The sequence below is a fragment of the Angustibacter peucedani genome, assembly GCF_054779595.1.
On sequence record NZ_BAAGXY010000020.1, the window covers coordinates 42,186 to 60,174 of the forward strand.

Here is a 17,989-nt window from a genome sequence, read left to right on the forward strand (position 1 = left end):
GTCCTCCGGGCATCCGAAACGTTTAGGTGGGGCGGACGTTACCAAAACGTTTCGGATGCGCAAGTGGAACGACAGGTCGACCGAAGGCCCCGCCGTCAGGCCGCAGGCCCGGTGGACGCCCGGACGACCAGCCGGGTCGGCTCGGTGTCGACGTGCGAGGCCTCGCCGCCGTCCAGCATCGCGAGCAGCGTCCTGGCCGCTCGTACCCCCAACGAGTGCGGCGCGGTCGCGACGGTCGTGAGCGAGGGCCGCGCGTACGCGCCGAAGTCGATCCCGTCGTACCCGGCCACCGACACGTCCGCGGGCACCGACAGGCCCATCTCCGTCGCCTTGGCGATGAAGCCGATGGCCATGAGGTCGTTGGCGCAGAACACCGCGGTCGGTCGCGGTCGGCGCTTCAGCAGCGCGCTGGCGGCGCGCGCCCCGCCGGCCAGCGAGAAGTCGCCCTGCACCAGCGCGCCCGGTCGGACGCGGGCGGCGACCAGGTGGTCGCGCCAGGCGGTTTCTCGGTCGTGGGCGTGGATGTAGTCCTTCGGCCCGGACACGTGCGCGATCCGGCGGTGGCCGAGCTCGAGGAGGTGGTCCAGCAAGGCGCTGATGCCGGGTTCGTGGGCCTGGCGGACCGACGAGATGCCGCGCCCGCGGGGGGTGGCGTTGATCGCCACCGCGGGGATGCCCAACGTGCGCACGAGGTCGAACCGCGAGTCCGGGATGGAGACGTCGGTGAGGAAGACCCCGTCCACCCGGTGGTCGGCGGCGAGGCGGCGGTAGCGCTCGACCGCGCGAGCCCGGGTGGGGGCGACCTGCAGGACGAGTGCGTAGCCGCCGTCCTCCAGCACCTGCTCGACCCCGCTGATGAAGCCGGCGAAGAACGGGTCCGAGGCGATGACCGAGGGGTCGCGCTGGATGACCAGGCCCACGCTGAAGGCCCGCTGCTGGGACAGGCTGCGCCCGCGCAGGGAGGGCGACCACCCGAGCCGTCGCGCCGTGGCCACGACGCGCCGGCGCGTCGGCTCGGCCACGCCGGGACGGTCGTTGAGCGCCGCCGAGACGGTCGCGATGGAGACCCCGGCGTCCCTCGCGACGTCCACGATCGTCACCCGCGGCTGGATCGTTCCCATTCCGCCGACCGTACGACACCCAGCGCCCCCGCGGGACGTGACCCGCCCGTCCGCACCGTGCCGGACGTCGGACGAGCGGGCTGGGCAGGGGTCGTGCCGGTCGCTATGGTCGGTCGACCAAAACGTTTCGGACGGGAAGGTGACGGATGGGCACGCGTCGCGTGGGGATCGTCGGTGCGGGGAGCATCACCTCGCTGCACGTCCCGTTCTGGCAGCAGCTCGGCTGGGAGGTGTCGGTCCACGCCCTGCAGGGGGCGGAGGCCCTCGCCGAACGGCACGGCCTGCGGGTCCACCCGACCCTGGAGGCACTGGTGGCAGCGGTCGACGTCGTCGACGTCTGCACGACCTCCTCGACCCACAAGGAGGTGGCCGAGGCTGCGGTGCGCGCGGGCCGGGACGTGGTGTGCGAGAAGCCGATGGCGCTGTCGTTCGACGACGCGCTCGACCTGGCGCAGCAGGCGGAGCGGCAGGGGGTGAGGGTGCTGCCGGCGCACGTCGTCCGGTTCTTCGGGCAGTACGAGGCGGCGCACCGGGCGGTGGCTTCCGGCGCGCTGGGCGACCTCGCGGTGCTGCGCTTCGTGCGCGGTGGTTCGCGGCCCACCGGTGACTGGTTCCTGGACGACGCGCAGTCCGGCGGCGTGGTCCTGGACCTCATGGTCCACGACCTCGACCAAGCGCGGTGGTTCGCCGGCGAGGTGCGCACCGTGCACGCCGTCCAGAACCCGCGCGGCACCGCGGGCCGGGTGCCTCCAGAGGTCGTCGCGCACGCGACCCTGGTGCACGACAGCGGTGCCATCTCGCACGTCCAGTCGTTCTGGGGCCGGCCGGGTTCGAGCTTCGGGCCGACCTTCGACCTGGCCGGCAGCACGGGGCGGCTCGTCAGCGATCCGGGCCACGAGGTGACCGTCTTCGAGGACCTGCCCGACGCCGGGTCGCAGGCGTCGTACCTGCCTCCCGACACGGCCGAGGAGAGCCCGTACCTGGCGCAGCTGCGGGAGCTGGCCGCCGCGCTCGTCGAGGACGCGCCCTGCCGGGTGTCGGTCCGCGACGGCGTGATGGCCGTCGCGCTCGCCGAGGCTGCCCGCCAGTCGGTCCGCACCGGTGACCAGGTCGACCTGACGCCGTGGCGCGAGCGGGCAGGGGACCTTGCATGAGCGGCACCCGGTTGCGGGTCGGCGTGCTGTCCGGCGCTCACGGGCACGCCGCCGGCTACGTCGAGCACCTGGCGGCGCGGCCGGACGTCGCGGTCGCGTTCAGCGACCCGGGCGCGACGGCTGGTGCGGCGGACCGCGGCCAGGAGCTGGCCGGGACGACGGGTGCCCGCTGGGTCGACGACCCGGCAGAGCTGCTGGCGACCTGCGACGCGGTGGTCGTGTGCTCCGAGAACGTGCGCCACCACGACGACGTCATGGCCGCGCTGGCCCACGGCTGCCACGTCCTCAGCGAGAAGCCGATGGCCACGAGCGTCGACGACGCCGTCCAGATGTGGCGCGCGGCCGAGCAGGCCGGGCTGGTGCTCGGCGTCGCGCACCCGGTCCGGCAGTCCCCGGCCTACCGTCACCTGCGGGCGCGGGTCGAGGCCGGCGCGCTGGGGACGGTGCTGTCGCTCCTGGGGACCAACAACGGCATGCTGCCGCGCGACCGCGCGTGGTTCACCGATCCTGACGAGTCCGGCGGGGGAGCCCTCGTCGACCACCTCGTGCACTGCACCGACCTCGTCGACGGTCTGGTCGACCTCGCGCCCGTCCGCGTGCGCGCCGCGACCAACGCGGTCCTCGAGCAGGAGCCGCCGACCGCGGTCGAGACCGGCGGGATCGTCACGGTCGAGTACGAGCACGGCGTGATCGCGACGGTCGACTGCTCGTGGAGCCAGCCGCGCACCGCGCCCACCTGGGGCGGCCTGACCCTGGACGTCATCGGCACGGAGGGGCGGGTGCGCATCGACCCGTTCAACCTGCGGGTCAGCGGATTCGCCGCGAGCGGACCGCAGTGGTGGACCTACGGTGCGGACATGGACGCCGCCATGGTCGCCAACTTCGTGGCCGCGAGTCGCGCGCTCGCGCCGGTCGACGCCGGTGCGGTGGCGGCGGTCAGGTCCGTCGAGATCATGACGGCCGCGCTGGAGTCCGCGCGCTCGGGAGGGCGCTCGGTCGCGGTGCGATCGCAGACCCGGGACCTGCCGTGAGCGGTGCGGCCGACCTGGAGCACCGGCGGTTCGTGGCCCGCTGCGAGGACGGCGGCCCCGACCCCGCCACCCGGGCATGGGCGGCGGCGCGCGCCCGCGGCTTCCTCGAGCCGGTGCCCGACGACGACGAGCTCGCCCGGATGGCCGCGGCGTGGCAGGCCGAGACCCGCGTGCTGCACGCGATCCACGACCTCGGCCCCCGACCGCGCGGGGCGCTGCCAGCCGACGTCCCGGTGGCGACGGCGGCGGTGGTCGAGGGCAGCCTCGACGCCGGCGGACCCGCACCCGTGCCGTGCGCGCTCGTCGCGGACGTGACGGTCAGCGCCACGCACCGGGGCAGGGGGTTGATGCGCCAGCTCATGGCGGCGTCGACGGCGGAGGCGGTCGAGGCCGACGTGCCGCTCGTCGCGCTGCACGCGGCGCACCCCGCGCTGTACGCGCGGTTCGGGTTCGCCCCGGCGGTCCGGTCGACCTCGGTCGAGGTGGACTGCGCGCGGTTCGCGCTGCGCGACGAGCCGGGCGGCTCCGTGCACGAGGCCGACCCGGGGGAGGTCGTCGAGCTGGCGCGCACGGTCGCGGCGTCGTCCGGCGTCCTGGGCTTCGGCGCGCTGTCGACGGTCGGGCCCAGCTCGAACCCGGCGCCCTCGTCGGACGACGGGCGCACCCGGTGCCTCGTCCACGCCGACGAGCGCGGCGACGTCGACGGCGTGCTCACCTACTCGTTCCGCGGGTGGACACCGCAGGCCCAGGTGATCGACGTCCGCTCCGAGAGGTGGTCGACGCCGGCAGCGCACGGGGCGCTGTGGCGGGCGATCACCGCCACGGGGATCGCGAGCACCGTGGTCGCGACCGACGTCCGGCCGGACGACCCGTTGCCCTGGATGCTGGCCGATCGAGCGGCGTGGCGCGTGACCGGTGTCGCCGACGGCTTCTCGCTGCGGGTACTGGACCCGTTGCGGGCGTTGCAGATGCGCGGCTACGTCGGACCGGACGCGCAGCTGGTCCTGGACGTCGTCGACCGCACCGGCGGGGCTGCCGGGCGCTGGTCCGTGCGCGTCGAGGCCGGTCGCGCGACGGTCGAGGCGTCCTCGGGCGCCGCCGACGTCACGCTGGACGTCGCCGACCTGGCGGCGGTCTACCTCGGGGCGGTGAAGCCGTCGACGCTGCGGCGGGCGGGTCGGGTGACGGCGTCGGACGACGCGGTGACGGTGCTCGACGCGCTGCTGCGGTGGCCGGTCGAACCGGCGTCGACCCTGCACTTCTGACCGGGGGTGGCGCAGCGCGGCAACGGCGCACCACCCAGGGTGCGCCGTTGCCACGCTGCGATCTGCCGGCGTTGCTCGGTCAGATGTCGAAGTACAGCTCGAACTCGTGCGGGTGCGGGCGCAGCCGGATCGGGTCGACCTCGTTGGTGCGCTTGAAGTCGATCCACGTCGCGATGAGGTCCGGCGTGAAGACGTCGCCCTCGGTCAGGTACTCGTGGTCGGCCTCGAGCGCGTCCAGCACCTCGGCCAGCGTGCCGGGCACCTGCTCGATCGAGGCGTGCTCCTCGGGCGGCAGCTCGTAGAGGTCCTTGTCGATCGGGTCCGGCGGCTCGATCCGGTTGCGGATGCCGTCGATGCCGGCCATCAGCATCGCCGAGAACGCGAGGTAGGGGTTGCTCGACGGGTCGGGCACGCGGAACTCGATGCGCTTGGCCTTCGGGTTCGACCCGGTGATCGGGATGCGCACGCAGGCCGAGCGGTTGCGGGCCGAGTAGACGAGGTTGACCGGCGCCTCGTAGCCCGGCACCAGGCGGTGGTAGGAGTTCACCGTCGGGTTGGTGAAGGCCAGCAGGGAAGGCGCGTGCTTGAGCAGGCCGCCGATGTACCAGCGCGCCGTGTCCGAGAGGCCGCCGTATCCGCGCTCGTCGTAGAACAGCGGCTCGCCGTCCTTCCACAGCGACTGGTGGCAGTGCATGCCCGAGCCGTTGTCGCCGAAGACCGGCTTCGGCATGAAGGTCGCGGTCTTGCCGGCGCGGTGAGCCACGTTCTTCACGACGTACTTGAAGAGCATGACCTTGTCGGCCGACTTGGCCAGCTCGTCGAACCGGTAGTTGATCTCGGCCTGGCCCGCGGTGCCGACCTCGTGGTGCGAGCGCTCGACCTGCAAGCCGAGCGCCTCGAGCTCGAGGACGATCTCGTCGCGCAGGTCGGCGAAGTGGTCGACCGGCGGCACGGGGAAGTAGCCGCCCTTGTACGGCGTCTTGTGGCCGAGGTTCGGGCCCTCCTCGCGGCCGGTGTTCCACGCGCCCTCGACGGAGTCGATGTAGTAGTAGCCGGCGTTCTGCTTCGTCTCGAACCGCACGTCGTCGAAGATGTAGAACTCGGCCTCGGGCGCGAAGAACGCGGTGTCGGCGATGCCCGTCGACTTCAGGTACGCCTCCGCCTTGGCGGCGATCTGTCGCGGGTCGCGGCTGTAGGGCTCGTCGGTGAAGGGGTCGACGATCGAGAAGTTCAGCACCAGCGTCTTCTCGGCGCGGAACGGGTCGACGAAGGCGGTCTCGACGTCCGGGATCAGCTTCATGTCGGACTCGTGGATCGCCTGGAAGCCGCGGATCGAGGAGCCGTCGAACATCTGGCCGTTCGTGAAGAAGTCCGCGTCCACGGAGGCAGCGGGCACGTTGAAGTGCTGCATCACGCCCGGCAGGTCGCAGAAGCGGACGTCGACGAACTTCACGTCTTTGTCCTTGATGTACTTCATGACCTCGTCGGCGTTGCTGAACATCCATCCTCCTCGTGGTGGGGACCGGTGCCCCGCGCGTCGCCGACGCTAGGCAGGGGCCGTTTCCCGTCAGTGTCTCGGATGTTTCGTCGAGGTTACGACCCGGCGCCCCGGTGACGCAGAGGTGAAATCTCACACCGCGGGGCTCGCCGTAGGCTGGATGCATGGCAGAGCGACAGCGCCGGCGCGAGGCCGTGGGGTCGTGGCTCGACGGCCCCGTGGCCGCCACGAGCGACGTCGACGACTACCCCGGACGACGGCTGGGCCTGCCCGCGACCGGCCCGGGCTCGGTGGCCCGGTTCGGACGTCGGCTGGTGGCCGTGTGCCTGGACTGGGCGTTGGCGCTGCTCGTCTCGCGCGGCCTGCTGCACGGCGAGGAGTGGTCGACCCTGCTGGTCTTCGCGGTCGTGCAGCTGGCCTTCGTCGGCACCCTCGGCGGGTCGCCCGGTCATCTGGCGCTGCGCCTGCGCGTCGTCCGGGTCGAGGACGGCGCGGCGGCCGGTCCGCTGCGGGCGCTGGGGCGCGCGGTGCTGCTCTCGCTCGCGGTCCCGCCGCTGGTGTGGGACCGCGACCAGCGCGGCCTGCACGACCGGCTGGTGGGTACGGTCCTGCGCCGGTTCTGAGCGTCGTCCCGGCCGGTGGTCCCGGGCTGCCGTCAGCCGGCCAGCCGCACGGGAGCGACCGCGAGGTCGAGCGCCGCGAGGTCGCGCTGGGTGCTGGCGCTGCGGGCGCGCTCGTCCTCGACCGCACGGGCGGCGTTGGCGAGGGCGCGGTCGGCGAGCACCGCGTCGGCGCGGCGCACCCACACGCCCATGATGCGCAGTGCCTGGCTGGTGGTCGTCACGTGCTGGACCATGGCTGCCTCCCGGGCTCGTGGTCTGGCGACGAGACCCAGCAGACCAGACGCAGGTTACGGCGGTGTGTCCCCGTGTGAAGGACCGGAGAAACCTGGGTGCAGGTCGCGGCTCAGCGGCCGCGCATGCCCTTGCGGTCGGGGCGGGCGCGCATCGGGTCGACGCCCTTGGGCACCGGCACCGGGGCGCTGCCGAGCGCCTTGAGCCGCTTCTGCACGGCGCTCACCTCGGTCTTGGTGAGGGAGGGACGCATCCGGCTGAGCTTGCTGACCAGCTTGCGCACCGGCACCTCGCCCTCGCCGGTGCCGACGCGGACGAGCGTGACCGGCACGTTGGGGACGACGCGGTTGACGCGCTTGCGCTCCTTCTCGGCCAGCTTCTGCGCGCGGCCGTGCGGGCCCTCGAGCACCAGCACCACGCCGGGGCGGCCGACCGCGCGGAACACCATCGCCGCCGAGGCGACGTCACCGGGACGCGAGGCCTCGACCGCCACCGGCTGCTGCTCGTGGAACCACCCGCGCCGCAGGGCGCCCAGCGCTGCACCGCCGCCGCCCACCTGGCCCTCGAGCTGGCCGTACGCCGCGCGCTCGGTGCGCCGCACCATGACGATGCCGGCGGCCAGCACCGCGAGGGGCACGCCGATGACCGGCAGGTAGATCGGGTGGTCGAGCACCTGGCCGAGCACGACGAAGACCGCGAGCACCAGCACGAACGCGCCGAGCATCCACCACACGACTGCCGGGTCGAGCGCACGAGCCTGGGTGAACGCGGCTCCGATCTGGCGCAGGCGCGCGAAGCGCTGCTTCTTCGGAGCGGCGTCAGGGGTGGTGCTGCGGGCCATGGGGGTCCTCGGGTCGCAAGTGCGGGTGAGCAGGTCGTGCCGGTGAGCGGGTGGTGCGGCGAGCAGGGTAGCGGTCAGCGGGCCAGCAGGCTGCTGGCCTCCTGGCGCGCGGGCGCCGCCTCGGTCAGGTGCTGCAGCGCCTCGGGCACGGTGCCGCCGCGGCGCTGCACGGCCTGCGCCCACAGCCGGCCGGCGCGGTAGGACGAGCGCACCAGCGGCCCGGCCATGACGCCCGAGAAGCCCAGCTCGGTGGCCTCGTCCGAGAGCTCGACGAACTCCTCGGGCTTGACCCACCGCTCGACCGGGTGGTGGCGCGGGCTCGGGCGCAGGTACTGGGTGATGGTGATCAGGTCGCAGCCCGACTCGTGCAGGTCGCGCAGCGCCTCGCTCACCTCCTCGCGGGTCTCGCCCATGCCCAGGATGAGGTTGGACTTGGTGACCAGCCCGGCGTCGCGGCCCATCGTGATGACGTCCAGCGACCGCTGGTAGCGGAAGGCCGGACGGATCCGCTTGAAGATGCGCGGCACGGTCTCGACGTTGTGCGCGAACACCTCGGGGGCGGCGTCCAGCACCTGGCCGACGAGCTCGGCCTTCGCCGAGAAGTCCGGCACCAGGATCTCGACACCCGTGCCGGGGTTCAGCGCGTGCACCTGCCGGATCGTCTCGGCGTACAGCCAAGCGCCCTCGTCGGGCAGGTCGTCGCGGGCGACGCCGGTGATGGTGGCGTAGCGCAGGCCCATGGTCTGCACCGACTCGGCGACCCGGCGCGGCTCGTCGCGGTCGAGCGGGGTGGGGCGGCCGGTGTCGATCTGGCAGAAGTCGCAGCGCCGGGTGCACTGCTCGCCGCCGATGAGGAAGGTGGCCTCGCGGTCCTCCCAGCACTCGAAGATGTTGGGGCAGCCGGCCTCCTGGCACACCGTGTGCAGGCCCTCGCCCTTCACCAGCTGCTGCAGCGCCGAGTACTCCGGGCCCATGGTGGCCTTGGTGCGGATCCACTCCGGCTTGCGCTCGATCGGGGTCTGCGCGTTGCGGGCCTCCAGACGCAGCATCTTGCGTCCCTCGGGCGCGATCGTCACGAGCCGCTCCTCGTCGCTTGGATCGGTCCCGGGGGTGCCCGAGACCTCTTCCAGGGTACGCCCGGCGTGCTCGACGGCTGCGCTCAGGTCGAGCGCCCAGGCTGCCGATACCTGGTCTGACCCGCTCCCGAGGAGGGCCCCATGGCCGTCATCACCGTCACCGACCGCGGCACCGTCGCGGACCCGCTGCCGCACCCGCTGCTGCGCGCCACCGCGTGGTCGTCCGCCATCGGCCTCGTGGCCGGTCTCGTGCTGGGGATCGTCACGCAGGTGCAGGAGCACGACCGGGGCTGACCCCCAGGTCGAGCGCGGCCGCGAGGTGGCGCTCGGCGACCGGCAGCACCTCCGCGACCGTGACGTCGCGCCCGAGCTCGACGCTCAGCGACGTCACCCCCGCGTCCGAGATGCCGCACGGCACGATCGTGCGCGCCCACGACAGGTCGCAGTCGCAGTTCAGCGCGAACCCGTGCATGGTGACGCCCTGCGCGACGCGGATGCCGATCGCGGCGACCTTGCGGTCGGGGCCGCGCTCGTCAGCCGTCACCCAGACGCCGCTGCGGCCGTCGACGCGCGTCGTGGCCAGCCCGAGCTCCGCGCAGACGTCGATCAGCGCGCCCTCGAGGCGGCGCACGTGGGCGACCACGTCGACCGGGTCGGGCAGCCGCAGCACCGGGTAGCCGACGAGCTGGCCCGGCCCGTGCCAGGTGATCTTGCCGCCACGGTCGACGTCCACCACGGGCGTGCCATCGAAGGGCCGCTCGTGCGGCTCGGTGCGCTTGCCCGCGGTGTAGACCTCCTCGTGCTCGAGCAGCAGCACGGTGGCGAGCCGCTCGCCGGCGACGACCTGGGCGTGCACCTCGCGCTGCTGCGCCCAGCCGTCCAGGTAGGGCACGGGCGAGGGGACGAAACCGGCGTGCACGAACTCCAGGCTCATGTCGTCCAGGCTACGCCCGCGCGGACGGCTGCCCGGCGTCCGGGCGCAGGTGGCGCACCAGCTCGACGAGGTCGCCGCGCAGCCGCGCGAGGTCCGGGACACCTTGCTGCAGCAGCCCTTCGGCGATGCCGTCGTCGTGCGCCTCGCTGCGCGCGCGGCGTCCGGCGGGCGTCAGGCTGACCAGCACCCGGCGACGGTCGCTCTCGCTGCGCACCCGCGCGACGTACCCCAGCCGCTCGAGCCGCTCGAGCACGCGGCTCATGGTCTGGGCCTGGACCGCCGCAGCGGCGGCGAGCTGGCGCTGGGTGCGCGGGCCGCGCTCGAGCATCCAGAGCACCGCGAAGCTGGCGTGGTTCAGGCCCCAGCGACCGAGGTGGGTGTCCCACGCGTGCTCCACCAGCCGCGCGGCCGTCGACAGCAGCCGACCGGTCGCCCACGACGCCAGGTCGTCGTCCGGTGGCTGCGGCACGCGATACTCCTCGAGGACCGGAGATGGCCACCGGCGGGTGCCGGGCGACCGCGCCCATCATGCCCGCTCGGTGCGCAGCATGCTGACGAACCTGTATTGTCAGCATGCTGATGAATCACCGAGAGGGGAACTGCGCGTGAGCGACGACCAGCAGCAGGCACCGGCGCGACGCGCGCGGCGGCGCACCGGCAGCCGCCGTCGCGCCGTGGTGCGGGCGATCGCGCTCGGCGTCGTGGCGCTCGCGTGGTTCGGCGTCAGCGGCATCGGCGGCCCCCTCGTGGGGCGGCTGTCAGAGGTGCAGGAGAACGACAACGCGAACTTCCTGCCGGCCTCGGCCGAGTCCACCGAGCTCTCGAAGCTGGCGGAGCGGTTCTCGTCCTCGTCGACGTTCCCGGCCTTCGTGGTGGTCGAGCGCGACGCCGGCATCACGCCGCAGGACACCGCCGCCGTCCAGCAGTACGCGCAGTCGCTCGGCGCGCTGACCCTGGACGTCGACCCCGCCGTCGCCGACGGCCGCACCTTCGCGCTGAAGGACTACGTCGTGCCGGGGCCGACAGCCGCGGTCCCCAGCCAGGACGGCAAGGCGCTGCTGCTGCCCGTCCTGCTGGACGGCGACAAGGCCGGCGACTCGTTGCCGGACGGCGAGAGCGTCGTCGGCCAGGCGGTCGGGGCGCTGCGCGACGCCGCGTCGAAGGACCTCGCTCCGACGGGCGTGCGCACCTACGTCACCGGTCCCGCGGGGTTCACCGCCGACCTCGTCACGGCCTTCGGCGGCATCGACGGCAAGCTGCTCGGGGTCAGCCTCACCGCCGTCTTCGTGATCCTGCTGCTGGTCTACCGCAGCCCCCTGCTGCCGCTCGCCGCCCTGCTCACGGCCGGCTTCGGCCTGGCGCTCGCCGCGCTCGTCATCTTCCCGCTGGCCAAGAACGGCACCATCACCCTCGACGGCCAGAGCCAGGGCATCTTGTCGATCCTCGTCATCGGAGCGGCGACCGACTACGCCCTGCTGCTGGTCTCGCGCTACCGCGAGGAGCTGCACGACCACCCGAGCAAGTACGTCGCCATGCGCCGGGCCTGGCGCGGCTCGGTCGAGCCGATCGCCGCGAGCGCCGCGACGGTGGTGCTGGGCCTGCTGTGCCTGCTGCTCAGCCAGCTCGGGTCGACGCGCGGGCTGGGACCGGTCGGCGCGTTCGGCATCGGCGGTGCGCTGCTCGCGGCCCTCACCCTGCTGCCGGTGCTGCTGCTGGTCCCGGTGCTGCTGCTGGCCCTCGTGGCCTGCGGTGCGGCGTTCGCGGTCGGCGCGGTGCTGGTCGGCCCGTGGCTGGGCCTGGTGCTCGTCGTGCTGGTGCTCGCGGGCGGCGGCTACCTGGCGGTGCGGCGCTGGCAGGTGCTGCGCACCGGCCCGGCCGGCGACGAGCCGCTGCCCTGGTACGCGCGCGCCGAGTCGGGCCGCTGGCTGTTCTGGCCGCGCACGCCGCGCATCGACCACGTCCACCGCGCGGACTCCGTCGACGGGCCGGGCATCTGGGGCCGGGTCGCGCGGCTGGTCGGGCGGCACCCGCGCACAGTCTGGGTGGGCACGCTCGTCGTCCTGCTGGCCGCGGCGTTCTTCGCGCCCTCGCTCAAGGCCGACGGCATCAGCACCTCGCAGGTGTTCCGCGACCGCGTCGAGTCGGTCGTGGGCCAGGAGGTCCTGGGCGAGCACTTCCCCGGCGGCTCGGGCAGCCCGGCCCTGCTCGTGGTGCAGGAGACCGACGCGCCGCGCGCGCTGCAGGTCGTCCAGGCGGTCGACGGCGTCGACTCGGCCCGCATCACCACTGACGACACGCTCGCCGCGGACGGCAAGCCCGGTCCGCGCAAGGTCGTCGACGGCCAGGTGCAGATCGAGGCGACGCTGGAGCCTGCGGCCGACAGCCCGCAGGCCGAGGACGTCGTCAAGCGGCTCCGGACGGCGGTCGACCAGGTCGGCCAGGACGTCCTCGTCGGCGGCACCACCGCGGTCAACCTCGACGTCCGCGACGCCAGCCGGCGCGACCTGCTCGTCATCATCCCGGCGATCCTGCTGGTGATCCTGCTGGTCCTCATGCTGCTGCTGCGGGCCGTCGTCGCGCCGTTGCTGCTGATCGGGGCCAACGTGCTGTCGTTCGCGGCGACGGTGGGCGTGGCGGCGCTGGTCTTCCGCGACGTCTTCCACTTCCCGGGCGGCGACCCGTCGATCCCGTTGTACGCGTTCGTGTTCCTGGTCGCGCTCGGCATCGACTACTCCATCTTCCTCATGACGCGGGTGCGCGAGGAGTCGGTCGAGGCCGGTACGCGCCGAGGGGTGCTGGTCGGCCTGGCGGTCACCGGCGGCGTCATCACGAGCGCCGGCGTGGTGCTCGCGGCGACGTTCGGCGCGCTGTCGACGATCCCGATCCTGTTCCTCCAGCAGATCGCGTTCCTCGTCGCGTTCGGCGTCCTGCTCGACACGCTGGTCGTGCGCTCGCTGCTCGTGCCTGCGCTGGTGCGCGACGTCGGGCCGCGCGTCTGGTGGCCCTCGCGGCTCGCCCGTGCGGACGACGGATCCGACGCCGCAGAGGACCGCGCGGACGACGAGACCTCTGCGACCATCGAGGCATGAGCGCACGCGTCCGGGTCGGGCTGGTCGGGTACGGCTCGGCCGGGCGCGGCATCCACTCGCCGCTGCTGCGCGAGGCCGGGCTGGACGTCGTCCGGGTCGTGACGTCGTCGGGGGAGCGGCGGGCGCAGGCCGAGCAGGACTGGACGGACGTGCGGGTGCTGAGCTCGCTCGAGGCGCTGCTGCTCGAGCTGGACGCCGTCGACGTGGTCGTGCTGGCGACCCCGACCGGCGCCCACGCCGAGCAGGCGGTGGCGTGCCTGGACGCCGGCGTGCCTCTGGTGGTCGACAAGCCGCTCGGCGTCGACTCCGGCCAGGCGCGCTGGGTGGTCGAGCACGCCCGGTCGGTGGGGGTGCGGCTCACGGTCTTCCAGAACCGTCGCTGGGACGGCGAGCAGCTGACCCTGCAGCGGCTGGTGGCCGAGGGCGCGCTCGGCCCGGTGTTCCGGTTCGAGCGGCGCTGGGAGCGGTGGCGCCCCCAGCCGAAGGACCGCTGGCGCGAGAACAACACAGCGGCCGAGGGCGGCGGACTGCTGCTCGACCTGCACAGCCACCTGGTCGACTCGGCCGTGCAGCTCTTCGGCCCGGTGCGCGAGGTGTACGCCGAGCTCGCCGCCCACACGACGGCCGCCGAGGACGACGCGTTCCTCGCGCTGGGCCACGAGAACGGCGTGCGCAGCCACCTCGGCGCGCTCTCGGTCGCGGGCGCCCCAGGCCCGCGCACCCGCGTGCTGGGCCGGGCCGGCGCCTACGTGGTCACGAGCTTCGAGGACGAGGACTCGGCCTTCCCGGACCTGTTCGACCTCGACCTCGAGCACTGCGGGTGGCTGGTGACGGGGGAGGTGCGCGAGCCGGTGCTGCGCGCGCCCGGCGGCCCGGCGGACTTCTACCGCGGCGTCGCCGACGCGGTGACCACGGGCGCGCCGATGCCGGTCGACCCGCGCGACGCCGTGCACGTCATGGAGGTGCTGGACGCCGCCCGGGTCAGCGCCGCCGAGCGCCGCGTCGTGCTGCTCTGACGCGCTAGACCGCGGCCTGCCGCACGGCCCACGGCCGGACCTGGACGGCGAGCAGGCCCTCGGCGACCGAGCGGTCGTCGGCGGTCGCCAGCGCGACGACGTCCACCGCGCCGACGACGCCTGGCACCCGGACCACGGTCAGGCCGGCGCCCTCGACGTCGGGCAGGGGCCCGGCCGCGACGAGCAGTCCCTGGTCGGCGAGCCGGCCGAGGAACGCCACGTGCTCGGCGAACAGCGGGTGCGCGAAGACCGAGCCGCCGTCGTCCACCGCCGGACCGGGGCGGTGCTCGAGCACCCACCAGGTGTCCGGCGCGGCCCCGCTCTCGTCGTCCAGCCGACCACCGGCGCGCTCGGCGTAGCCGGCCAGCACCGCGACCCAGCCGCCCGAGTAGTTCGCGGCGGCGGCCTCGGGGTCGGGCGTGCGCTCCCAGCCCGAGTGCTCGAGCTGCACCAGGGTGCCGTCGCCGTCCGCGGTGAAGGTGACCAGCAGGTCGGTGGCGTTCGCGGCGTCCTGGCCGGGGTGCCACGCCAGCCGCAGCCGGTGCGGGGCGTCGCGCTCGACCACCTCGGCCCAGACGGCCACCGAGCCGTCCGCCGCACGCTCGACGAGCTCGTCGCCCTCGAACGCCACCGACGAGGTCGCGCCGTGCAGGCTGAACTGGCCCAGCGGCCACCACGCCGCGACGTGCGCGGTGAAGACCGTGAAGGCGGTGGCGGGGTCGGCGCCGACCCTGATCTGGCGGCGGACCGGGGCGACGACGGTCATGGCTGGTGTCCTTGCTCGAGGTGGTCGGCGAACGCCTGCAGCGCGGTGTCCCACAGCCCGACCAGCCACTGCTGCACCGGCACCAGCCCGGCAGGCGCGAGCGCGTAGAGGTTGCGCGTGCCCTGCGAGCGGTGCTCGACCAGGCCGGCCCCTTCGAGCACCTTCAGGTGCTTGCTCACGGCCGGGCGGCCGATGGGCAGCCGCGCGGCCAGCTCGCCGACAGGGGTCGGGCCCTCGCGCAGCACGACGAGAAGCTCGCGGCGCATCGGGTCTCCGAGCGCGTCGAGCGCGGCGGCGGCGGTTTGGTCACTCATGGGCAACGGTTACTTTAGAGCGACCATTGACGCCACGGCAAGGGCGACGCCGGTGTCAGCTCGCGCCGGGCAGCACCCGCGGCTCGACCCGCTCCTCGACCGCGGCGTCGCCGTCGCGGCGCACGGCGTAGGCCCCCTTGCCCCGCTGCTCGGTGACCGCCTCGACCAGCTCGGTGCCGCGGTAAACGAGGCCGACGCCGTCGTCGGTGCAGTGGGTCAGGCCGAGGGTGCCGTCGGCGACCAGCCGGTGCACGAGCGGACGTCGGCGCTCCTCGCTGTCGTAGTGCACGCCGTTGCCGTAGGGCAGCAGCGCCAGGCCGTTCGTCACCGCCCGCAGCTCGGGGCCGAAGGAGTCGGTGGTGCCGCCCTCGTACCAGCAGATCGACCCGGCCGAGACCCCGGCCAGCACGACCCCGGCCTCCCAGACCCGGCGGAAGATGTCGTCGAGCCCGTGGACCCGCCACACCGCGAGCAGGTTGGCCACCGAGCCGCCGTTGACCCACACGACGTCCTGGTCGAGCAGGTGGGCCTCGACGTCGTCCACCGACGGCATCGGGAACAGCGAGAGGTGGCTCAGCGCGAAGCCCGCCGCGCGCCCGGCCTCGTCGAGCTCGGCGTTGAACCAGCGCTGGTCGCCGATCGCCGTGCCGACGTGGCACACCTTCGGCGCCCCGGTCGCGCCGGACAGCTCGACCGCGTGCCGCACCAGCGGGGCGAAGTCGAGCCGGTGGCGCACGGCCGGCACGTAGCCGCCGGACGTCGCAAGGATGGTGGGGGCGTCAGCGGGCACGGGGCGGGTCCTCCGGTCGGTGGGGTGCGGGCAGGTCGAGGTGGCGCAGGACGGCGGTGGCGGTGCGTCGTCCGGACACCAGCGCGCCCTGGATCGAGGCGGTGTCGCGGTGGTCGCCCGCGACGAACAGGCCGTCGCCCAGCGCGACGTCCTGGCGGACGGTCAGCGGCGGCAGCATCGCGGGCAGCGCGTCGGCGACCGCGTACGTGCCGACCAGCTCCCAGCGCCGCGGGTCGGCGCCGTAGACCAGCCGCAGCTGGGCGCGCACGGCGTGCTCGACCGACGGCTCGTCGCGGACGCCGAGCACCGTCGAGGCGACGAGCGCCCCGCGGCCCGCGGCGTAGGTGGGTGCGGCGTTCGACATCACGGCGGTGTTGACGAGAGGACCACGCCGGTCGCCGTCGACGTGCAGCATCGCCAGGTCGCTCGGCGGCTGGTCGGCCAGGTGGTAGTAAGTGGTCAGGTGGCGCATCGGGATGCTCGGCAGGCCGGCCAGCCGCGACGCGGAGCGGGGGTCCGTCGCGACGACGACGGCTCGCGCGCCCACCACGCCGATGTCGGTGGCGACCGAGGCGCCGTCGACCGAGACCGCCCGCACGCCCGTGTGCACGGCGCCCGGTGCGAGGCCGGCGGCCAGCTGGCGGGGGAGCGCCTGCATGCCCTGCGCCGGCACCGACGGCAGCCCGCGGACGAAGGTGCGCACCACCAGCTCGACGAACCGGCGCGAGGACTCCTGGCCGTCCTCGCCCAGCACGCCGGTGAGGAACGGCTCGACCACGCTGGTGCGCAGCCGGCCGGTGATGCCACGACGGTTCAACGTCGCTGACAGCGGCTCGTCGGGATCGGTCGTGAGGCGTCCGGGGTCGGCGATCGCGGTGTGCAACGCCCAGGCCGCGAACGCGGCCTTCTCGCGCGGGCTGCCCGGGCCGGCGAGCGTCGTCGCGAGGTGGGCGGGCGCGCGCCGGGGGTCGGCCACCACGGTGCGCCGTCCGCCGTGCGCCACGACGAGCCCCGGCTCGAACGGCCGCAGGTCGAGCGCGGCCAGGTCGACGCCGCGGCGCAGCGCCGGGTAGGCCGGGTTGAGCAGCTGGAACCCGCGGTCGAGCAGCAGCCCGTCGACGGCGTCGGTGCGCACGCGACCGCCCACGTCGTCGTCGGCCTCGACCACCACGACGTCCAGGTCGGCGGCCGCCAGGTCGACCGCCGCGGCGAGCCCGGCCAACCCCGCCCCGACCACGACGACGTCGGCGCGCGCGGGCAGCCCGGTCACGTCGTCCTCCTCAGTTGGGTCGTCGGCAGGCTAGCCCGGTCCGCCGACGTCCGCGCACCGGGCCGGGCCTGTGGACGACGCCAGCGGCGCGGTCGCCGGCTCGGCCAGGCTGGGGCGATGCCCCTGGACGACGCACCCACCGCGACCCGCGACCCCGGCGCTCCCGCCGTGCCGGGCTACCGGCTCACCCGACGCCTCGGCCGCGGGGCCAGCGCCACCGTCTGGCGCGCCGAGCCCGCGTCGGGAGGGCGGCCGGTGGCGGTCAAGGTGGTGCGCGCGGGGCCGCAGGCCGAGCGCGAGCTGGCCGTGCTGACGGGCGTGCGCCACCCGCACGTGCTGGCGCTGCTCGAGGTCGTGGTCCTCGACGACGAGCAGGTGGCCCTCGTGGTCCCGTTGCTCGACGGCGGCACGCTGGGCGGCCTGGTCGCCGCGCGCGGCCCGCTACGGGCGGGGGAGGTCGTGACCTGCCTCGCACCGCTCGCGGCGGCGGTCGGCGAACTGCACGCGCAAGGGGTGCAGCACGGCGACCTCGCGCCCGGCAACGTGCTGCTCGACGCGTCCGGCCGGCCCTTCCTCGCCGACCTGGGCACGGTGCGGGTCACCGGCGAGCCGCGCGACGAGGTCTACGGCACGCCCGGGTTCGTCGACCCGGTGGTGCTCACGGGCGGCGCGCCCACCCCGGCCAGCGACGTGCACGGGCTCGGCGCGCTCGCCTGGTTCGCCCTCACGGGCGCGCCACCGCCCGGCGTGCCCAGCCGCGAGCCCCTGGCCGGGCTCGTGGCGCCCCACGTCCCGGCGGCGCTGGTAGACCTCGTCGAGCAGGCCGTGCACCCGGACCCGCACCGCCGCCCCACCCCGCACGAGCTCGCGCGCGGGCTGCACGAGGCCGCGGTCGCCGTGCCCGTGTGGCGGTCGGGACGGGCGCCCGGCGACGGCGGCCTGACGCAGCGCGTCGACGGGGCCGTGCGGG

Annotated in this window: 19 protein-coding genes; 8 read left to right on the forward strand and 11 right to left on the reverse strand. The window is 74.4% G+C overall.

Annotation, left to right across the window (positions count from 1 at the left end; all coding sequences use genetic code 11):
- Window positions 1–95 precede the first annotated feature (95 nt).
- Window positions 96–1,121 carry a LacI family DNA-binding transcriptional regulator gene (locus ACYVJ4_RS05285; RefSeq protein ID WP_460459066.1) on the reverse strand — a complete coding sequence of 342 codons (1,026 nt, stop codon included), beginning with the start codon at window positions 1,119–1,121 and terminating at the stop codon, window positions 96–98.
- Between the two features lie 146 nt (window positions 1,122–1,267).
- Between ACYVJ4_RS05285 and ACYVJ4_RS05290 the strand changes: the two genes are divergently transcribed.
- The 3 genes from ACYVJ4_RS05290 to ACYVJ4_RS05300 are packed head-to-tail and all read left to right on the forward strand — an operon-like array spanning window position 1,268 to window position 4,571.
- On the forward strand, window positions 1,268–2,275 hold the full coding sequence (locus ACYVJ4_RS05290) for a Gfo/Idh/MocA family protein (protein ID WP_460459067.1): 1,008 nt from the start codon (window positions 1,268–1,270) through the stop codon (window positions 2,273–2,275).
- A complete protein-coding gene (locus ACYVJ4_RS05295; RefSeq protein ID WP_460459068.1) occupies window positions 2,272–3,306 on the forward strand; it encodes a Gfo/Idh/MocA family protein in 1,035 nt (344 codons plus the stop codon). Before ACYVJ4_RS05290 ends, ACYVJ4_RS05295 begins: the two co-directional genes overlap by 4 nt.
- On the forward strand, window positions 3,303–4,571 hold the full coding sequence (locus ACYVJ4_RS05300) for a GNAT family N-acetyltransferase (protein WP_460459069.1): 1,269 nt from the start codon (window positions 3,303–3,305) through the stop codon (window positions 4,569–4,571). The genes ACYVJ4_RS05295 and ACYVJ4_RS05300 overlap by 4 nt, the downstream gene beginning before the upstream one ends.
- A gap of 79 nt (window positions 4,572–4,650) precedes the next feature.
- On the opposite strand, the gene glnA is transcribed toward ACYVJ4_RS05300, so the two are convergent.
- A complete protein-coding gene (gene glnA, locus ACYVJ4_RS05305; RefSeq protein WP_460459070.1) occupies window positions 4,651–6,072 on the reverse strand; it encodes a type I glutamate--ammonia ligase in 1,422 nt (473 codons plus the stop codon).
- Between the two features lie 161 nt (window positions 6,073–6,233).
- On the opposite strand from glnA, the gene ACYVJ4_RS05310 reads away from it, so the two are divergent.
- A complete protein-coding gene (locus ACYVJ4_RS05310) occupies window positions 6,234–6,692 on the forward strand; it encodes an RDD family protein (RefSeq protein WP_460459071.1) in 459 nt (152 codons plus the stop codon).
- 32 nt (window positions 6,693–6,724) lie between these two features.
- Here ACYVJ4_RS05310 and ACYVJ4_RS05315 read toward each other — a convergent pair whose 3' ends face one another.
- The 3 genes from ACYVJ4_RS05315 to lipA all read right to left on the reverse strand — a co-directional run bounded on the left by ACYVJ4_RS05315 (window position 6,725) and on the right by lipA (window position 8,840).
- Entirely contained in the window at window positions 6,725–6,913 is a 189-nt protein-coding gene (locus ACYVJ4_RS05315) for a hypothetical protein (protein WP_460459072.1), read from the reverse strand.
- Between the two features lie 122 nt (window positions 6,914–7,035).
- On the reverse strand, window positions 7,036–7,764 hold the full coding sequence (locus ACYVJ4_RS05320) for a DUF4191 family protein (RefSeq protein ID WP_460459073.1): 729 nt from the start codon (window positions 7,762–7,764) through the stop codon (window positions 7,036–7,038).
- A gap of 74 nt (window positions 7,765–7,838) precedes the next feature.
- On the reverse strand, window positions 7,839–8,840 hold the full coding sequence (gene lipA, locus ACYVJ4_RS05325; RefSeq protein ID WP_460459074.1) for a lipoyl synthase: 1,002 nt from the start codon (window positions 8,838–8,840) through the stop codon (window positions 7,839–7,841).
- A gap of 141 nt (window positions 8,841–8,981) precedes the next feature.
- Here lipA and ACYVJ4_RS05330 point away from each other — a divergent pair, with 141 nt between their 5' ends.
- Complete coding sequence (locus ACYVJ4_RS05330; protein ID WP_460459075.1) at window positions 8,982–9,134, forward strand: hypothetical protein; 153 nt, start codon at window positions 8,982–8,984, stop codon at window positions 9,132–9,134.
- On the opposite strand, the gene lipB is transcribed toward ACYVJ4_RS05330, so the two are convergent.
- Window positions 9,103–9,774: a lipoyl(octanoyl) transferase LipB gene (lipB, locus tag ACYVJ4_RS05335; protein WP_460459076.1), complete on the reverse strand. Its 672-nt coding sequence runs from the start codon at window positions 9,772–9,774 to the stop codon at window positions 9,103–9,105. The two genes, ACYVJ4_RS05330 and lipB, sit on opposite strands and share 32 nt — an antisense overlap.
- 10 nt (window positions 9,775–9,784) lie before the next feature.
- Complete coding sequence (locus ACYVJ4_RS05340; protein ID WP_460459077.1) at window positions 9,785–10,243, reverse strand: MarR family winged helix-turn-helix transcriptional regulator; 459 nt, start codon at window positions 10,241–10,243, stop codon at window positions 9,785–9,787.
- Window positions 10,244–10,379: 136 nt separating this feature from the next.
- Here ACYVJ4_RS05340 and ACYVJ4_RS05345 point away from each other — a divergent pair, with 136 nt between their 5' ends.
- Both ACYVJ4_RS05345 and ACYVJ4_RS05350 read left to right on the forward strand, forming a co-directional pair.
- A complete protein-coding gene (locus tag ACYVJ4_RS05345; protein WP_460459078.1) occupies window positions 10,380–12,863 on the forward strand; it encodes an MMPL family transporter in 2,484 nt (827 codons plus the stop codon).
- Entirely contained in the window at window positions 12,860–13,879 is a 1,020-nt protein-coding gene (locus ACYVJ4_RS05350) for a Gfo/Idh/MocA family protein (RefSeq protein ID WP_460459079.1), read from the forward strand. Before ACYVJ4_RS05345 ends, ACYVJ4_RS05350 begins: the two co-directional genes overlap by 4 nt.
- Window positions 13,880–13,883: 4 nt before the next feature.
- Here the strand turns inward: ACYVJ4_RS05350 and ACYVJ4_RS05355 are convergent, their stop codons facing one another.
- The 4 genes from ACYVJ4_RS05355 to ACYVJ4_RS05370 are packed head-to-tail and all read right to left on the reverse strand — an operon-like array spanning window position 13,884 to window position 17,019.
- On the reverse strand, window positions 13,884–14,645 hold the full coding sequence (locus ACYVJ4_RS05355; RefSeq protein ID WP_460459080.1) for an SRPBCC domain-containing protein: 762 nt from the start codon (window positions 14,643–14,645) through the stop codon (window positions 13,884–13,886).
- Window positions 14,642–14,959, reverse strand: a complete 318-nt coding sequence (locus ACYVJ4_RS05360; protein WP_460459081.1) for an ArsR/SmtB family transcription factor — start codon at window positions 14,957–14,959, stop codon at window positions 14,642–14,644. Before ACYVJ4_RS05360 ends, ACYVJ4_RS05355 begins: the two co-directional genes overlap by 4 nt.
- Before the next feature lie 55 nt (window positions 14,960–15,014).
- Complete coding sequence (locus ACYVJ4_RS05365) at window positions 15,015–15,749, reverse strand: Type 1 glutamine amidotransferase-like domain-containing protein (protein ID WP_460459082.1); 735 nt, start codon at window positions 15,747–15,749, stop codon at window positions 15,015–15,017.
- Complete coding sequence (locus ACYVJ4_RS05370; protein ID WP_460459083.1) at window positions 15,739–17,019, reverse strand: FAD-dependent oxidoreductase; 1,281 nt, start codon at window positions 17,017–17,019, stop codon at window positions 15,739–15,741. The genes ACYVJ4_RS05365 and ACYVJ4_RS05370 overlap by 11 nt, the downstream gene beginning before the upstream one ends.
- Window positions 17,020–17,136: 117 nt before the next feature.
- Here ACYVJ4_RS05370 and ACYVJ4_RS05375 point away from each other — a divergent pair.
- Window positions 17,137–17,989 (forward strand): serine/threonine-protein kinase (locus tag ACYVJ4_RS05375; RefSeq protein ID WP_460459084.1); only part of this gene is annotated, 853 nt, incomplete at its 3' end.

Excerpts from the sequence above, each read along its gene's own strand:
- ACYVJ4_RS05285 (WP_460459066.1), bottom strand. The coding sequence starts at position 1,121 with ATGGGAACGATCCAGCCGCGGGTGACGATCGTGGACGTCGCGAGGGAC.
- ACYVJ4_RS05290 (WP_460459067.1), top strand. The coding sequence starts at position 1,268 with ATGGGCACGCGTCGCGTGGGGATCGTCGGTGCGGGGAGCATCACCTCG.
- ACYVJ4_RS05295 (WP_460459068.1), top strand. The coding sequence starts at position 2,272 with ATGAGCGGCACCCGGTTGCGGGTCGGCGTGCTGTCCGGCGCTCACGGG.
- glnA (WP_460459070.1), bottom strand. The coding sequence starts at position 6,072 with ATGTTCAGCAACGCCGACGAGGTCATGAAGTACATCAAGGACAAAGAC.
- ACYVJ4_RS05310 (WP_460459071.1), top strand. The coding sequence starts at position 6,234 with ATGGCAGAGCGACAGCGCCGGCGCGAGGCCGTGGGGTCGTGGCTCGAC.
- ACYVJ4_RS05320 (WP_460459073.1), bottom strand. The coding sequence starts at position 7,764 with ATGGCCCGCAGCACCACCCCTGACGCCGCTCCGAAGAAGCAGCGCTTC.
- ACYVJ4_RS05330 (WP_460459075.1), top strand. The coding sequence starts at position 8,982 with ATGGCCGTCATCACCGTCACCGACCGCGGCACCGTCGCGGACCCGCTG.
- lipB (WP_460459076.1), bottom strand. The coding sequence starts at position 9,774 with ATGAGCCTGGAGTTCGTGCACGCCGGTTTCGTCCCCTCGCCCGTGCCC.
- ACYVJ4_RS05350 (WP_460459079.1), top strand. The coding sequence starts at position 12,860 with ATGAGCGCACGCGTCCGGGTCGGGCTGGTCGGGTACGGCTCGGCCGGG.
- ACYVJ4_RS05355 (WP_460459080.1), bottom strand. The coding sequence starts at position 14,645 with ATGACCGTCGTCGCCCCGGTCCGCCGCCAGATCAGGGTCGGCGCCGAC.
- ACYVJ4_RS05360 (WP_460459081.1), bottom strand. The coding sequence starts at position 14,959 with ATGAGTGACCAAACCGCCGCCGCCGCGCTCGACGCGCTCGGAGACCCG.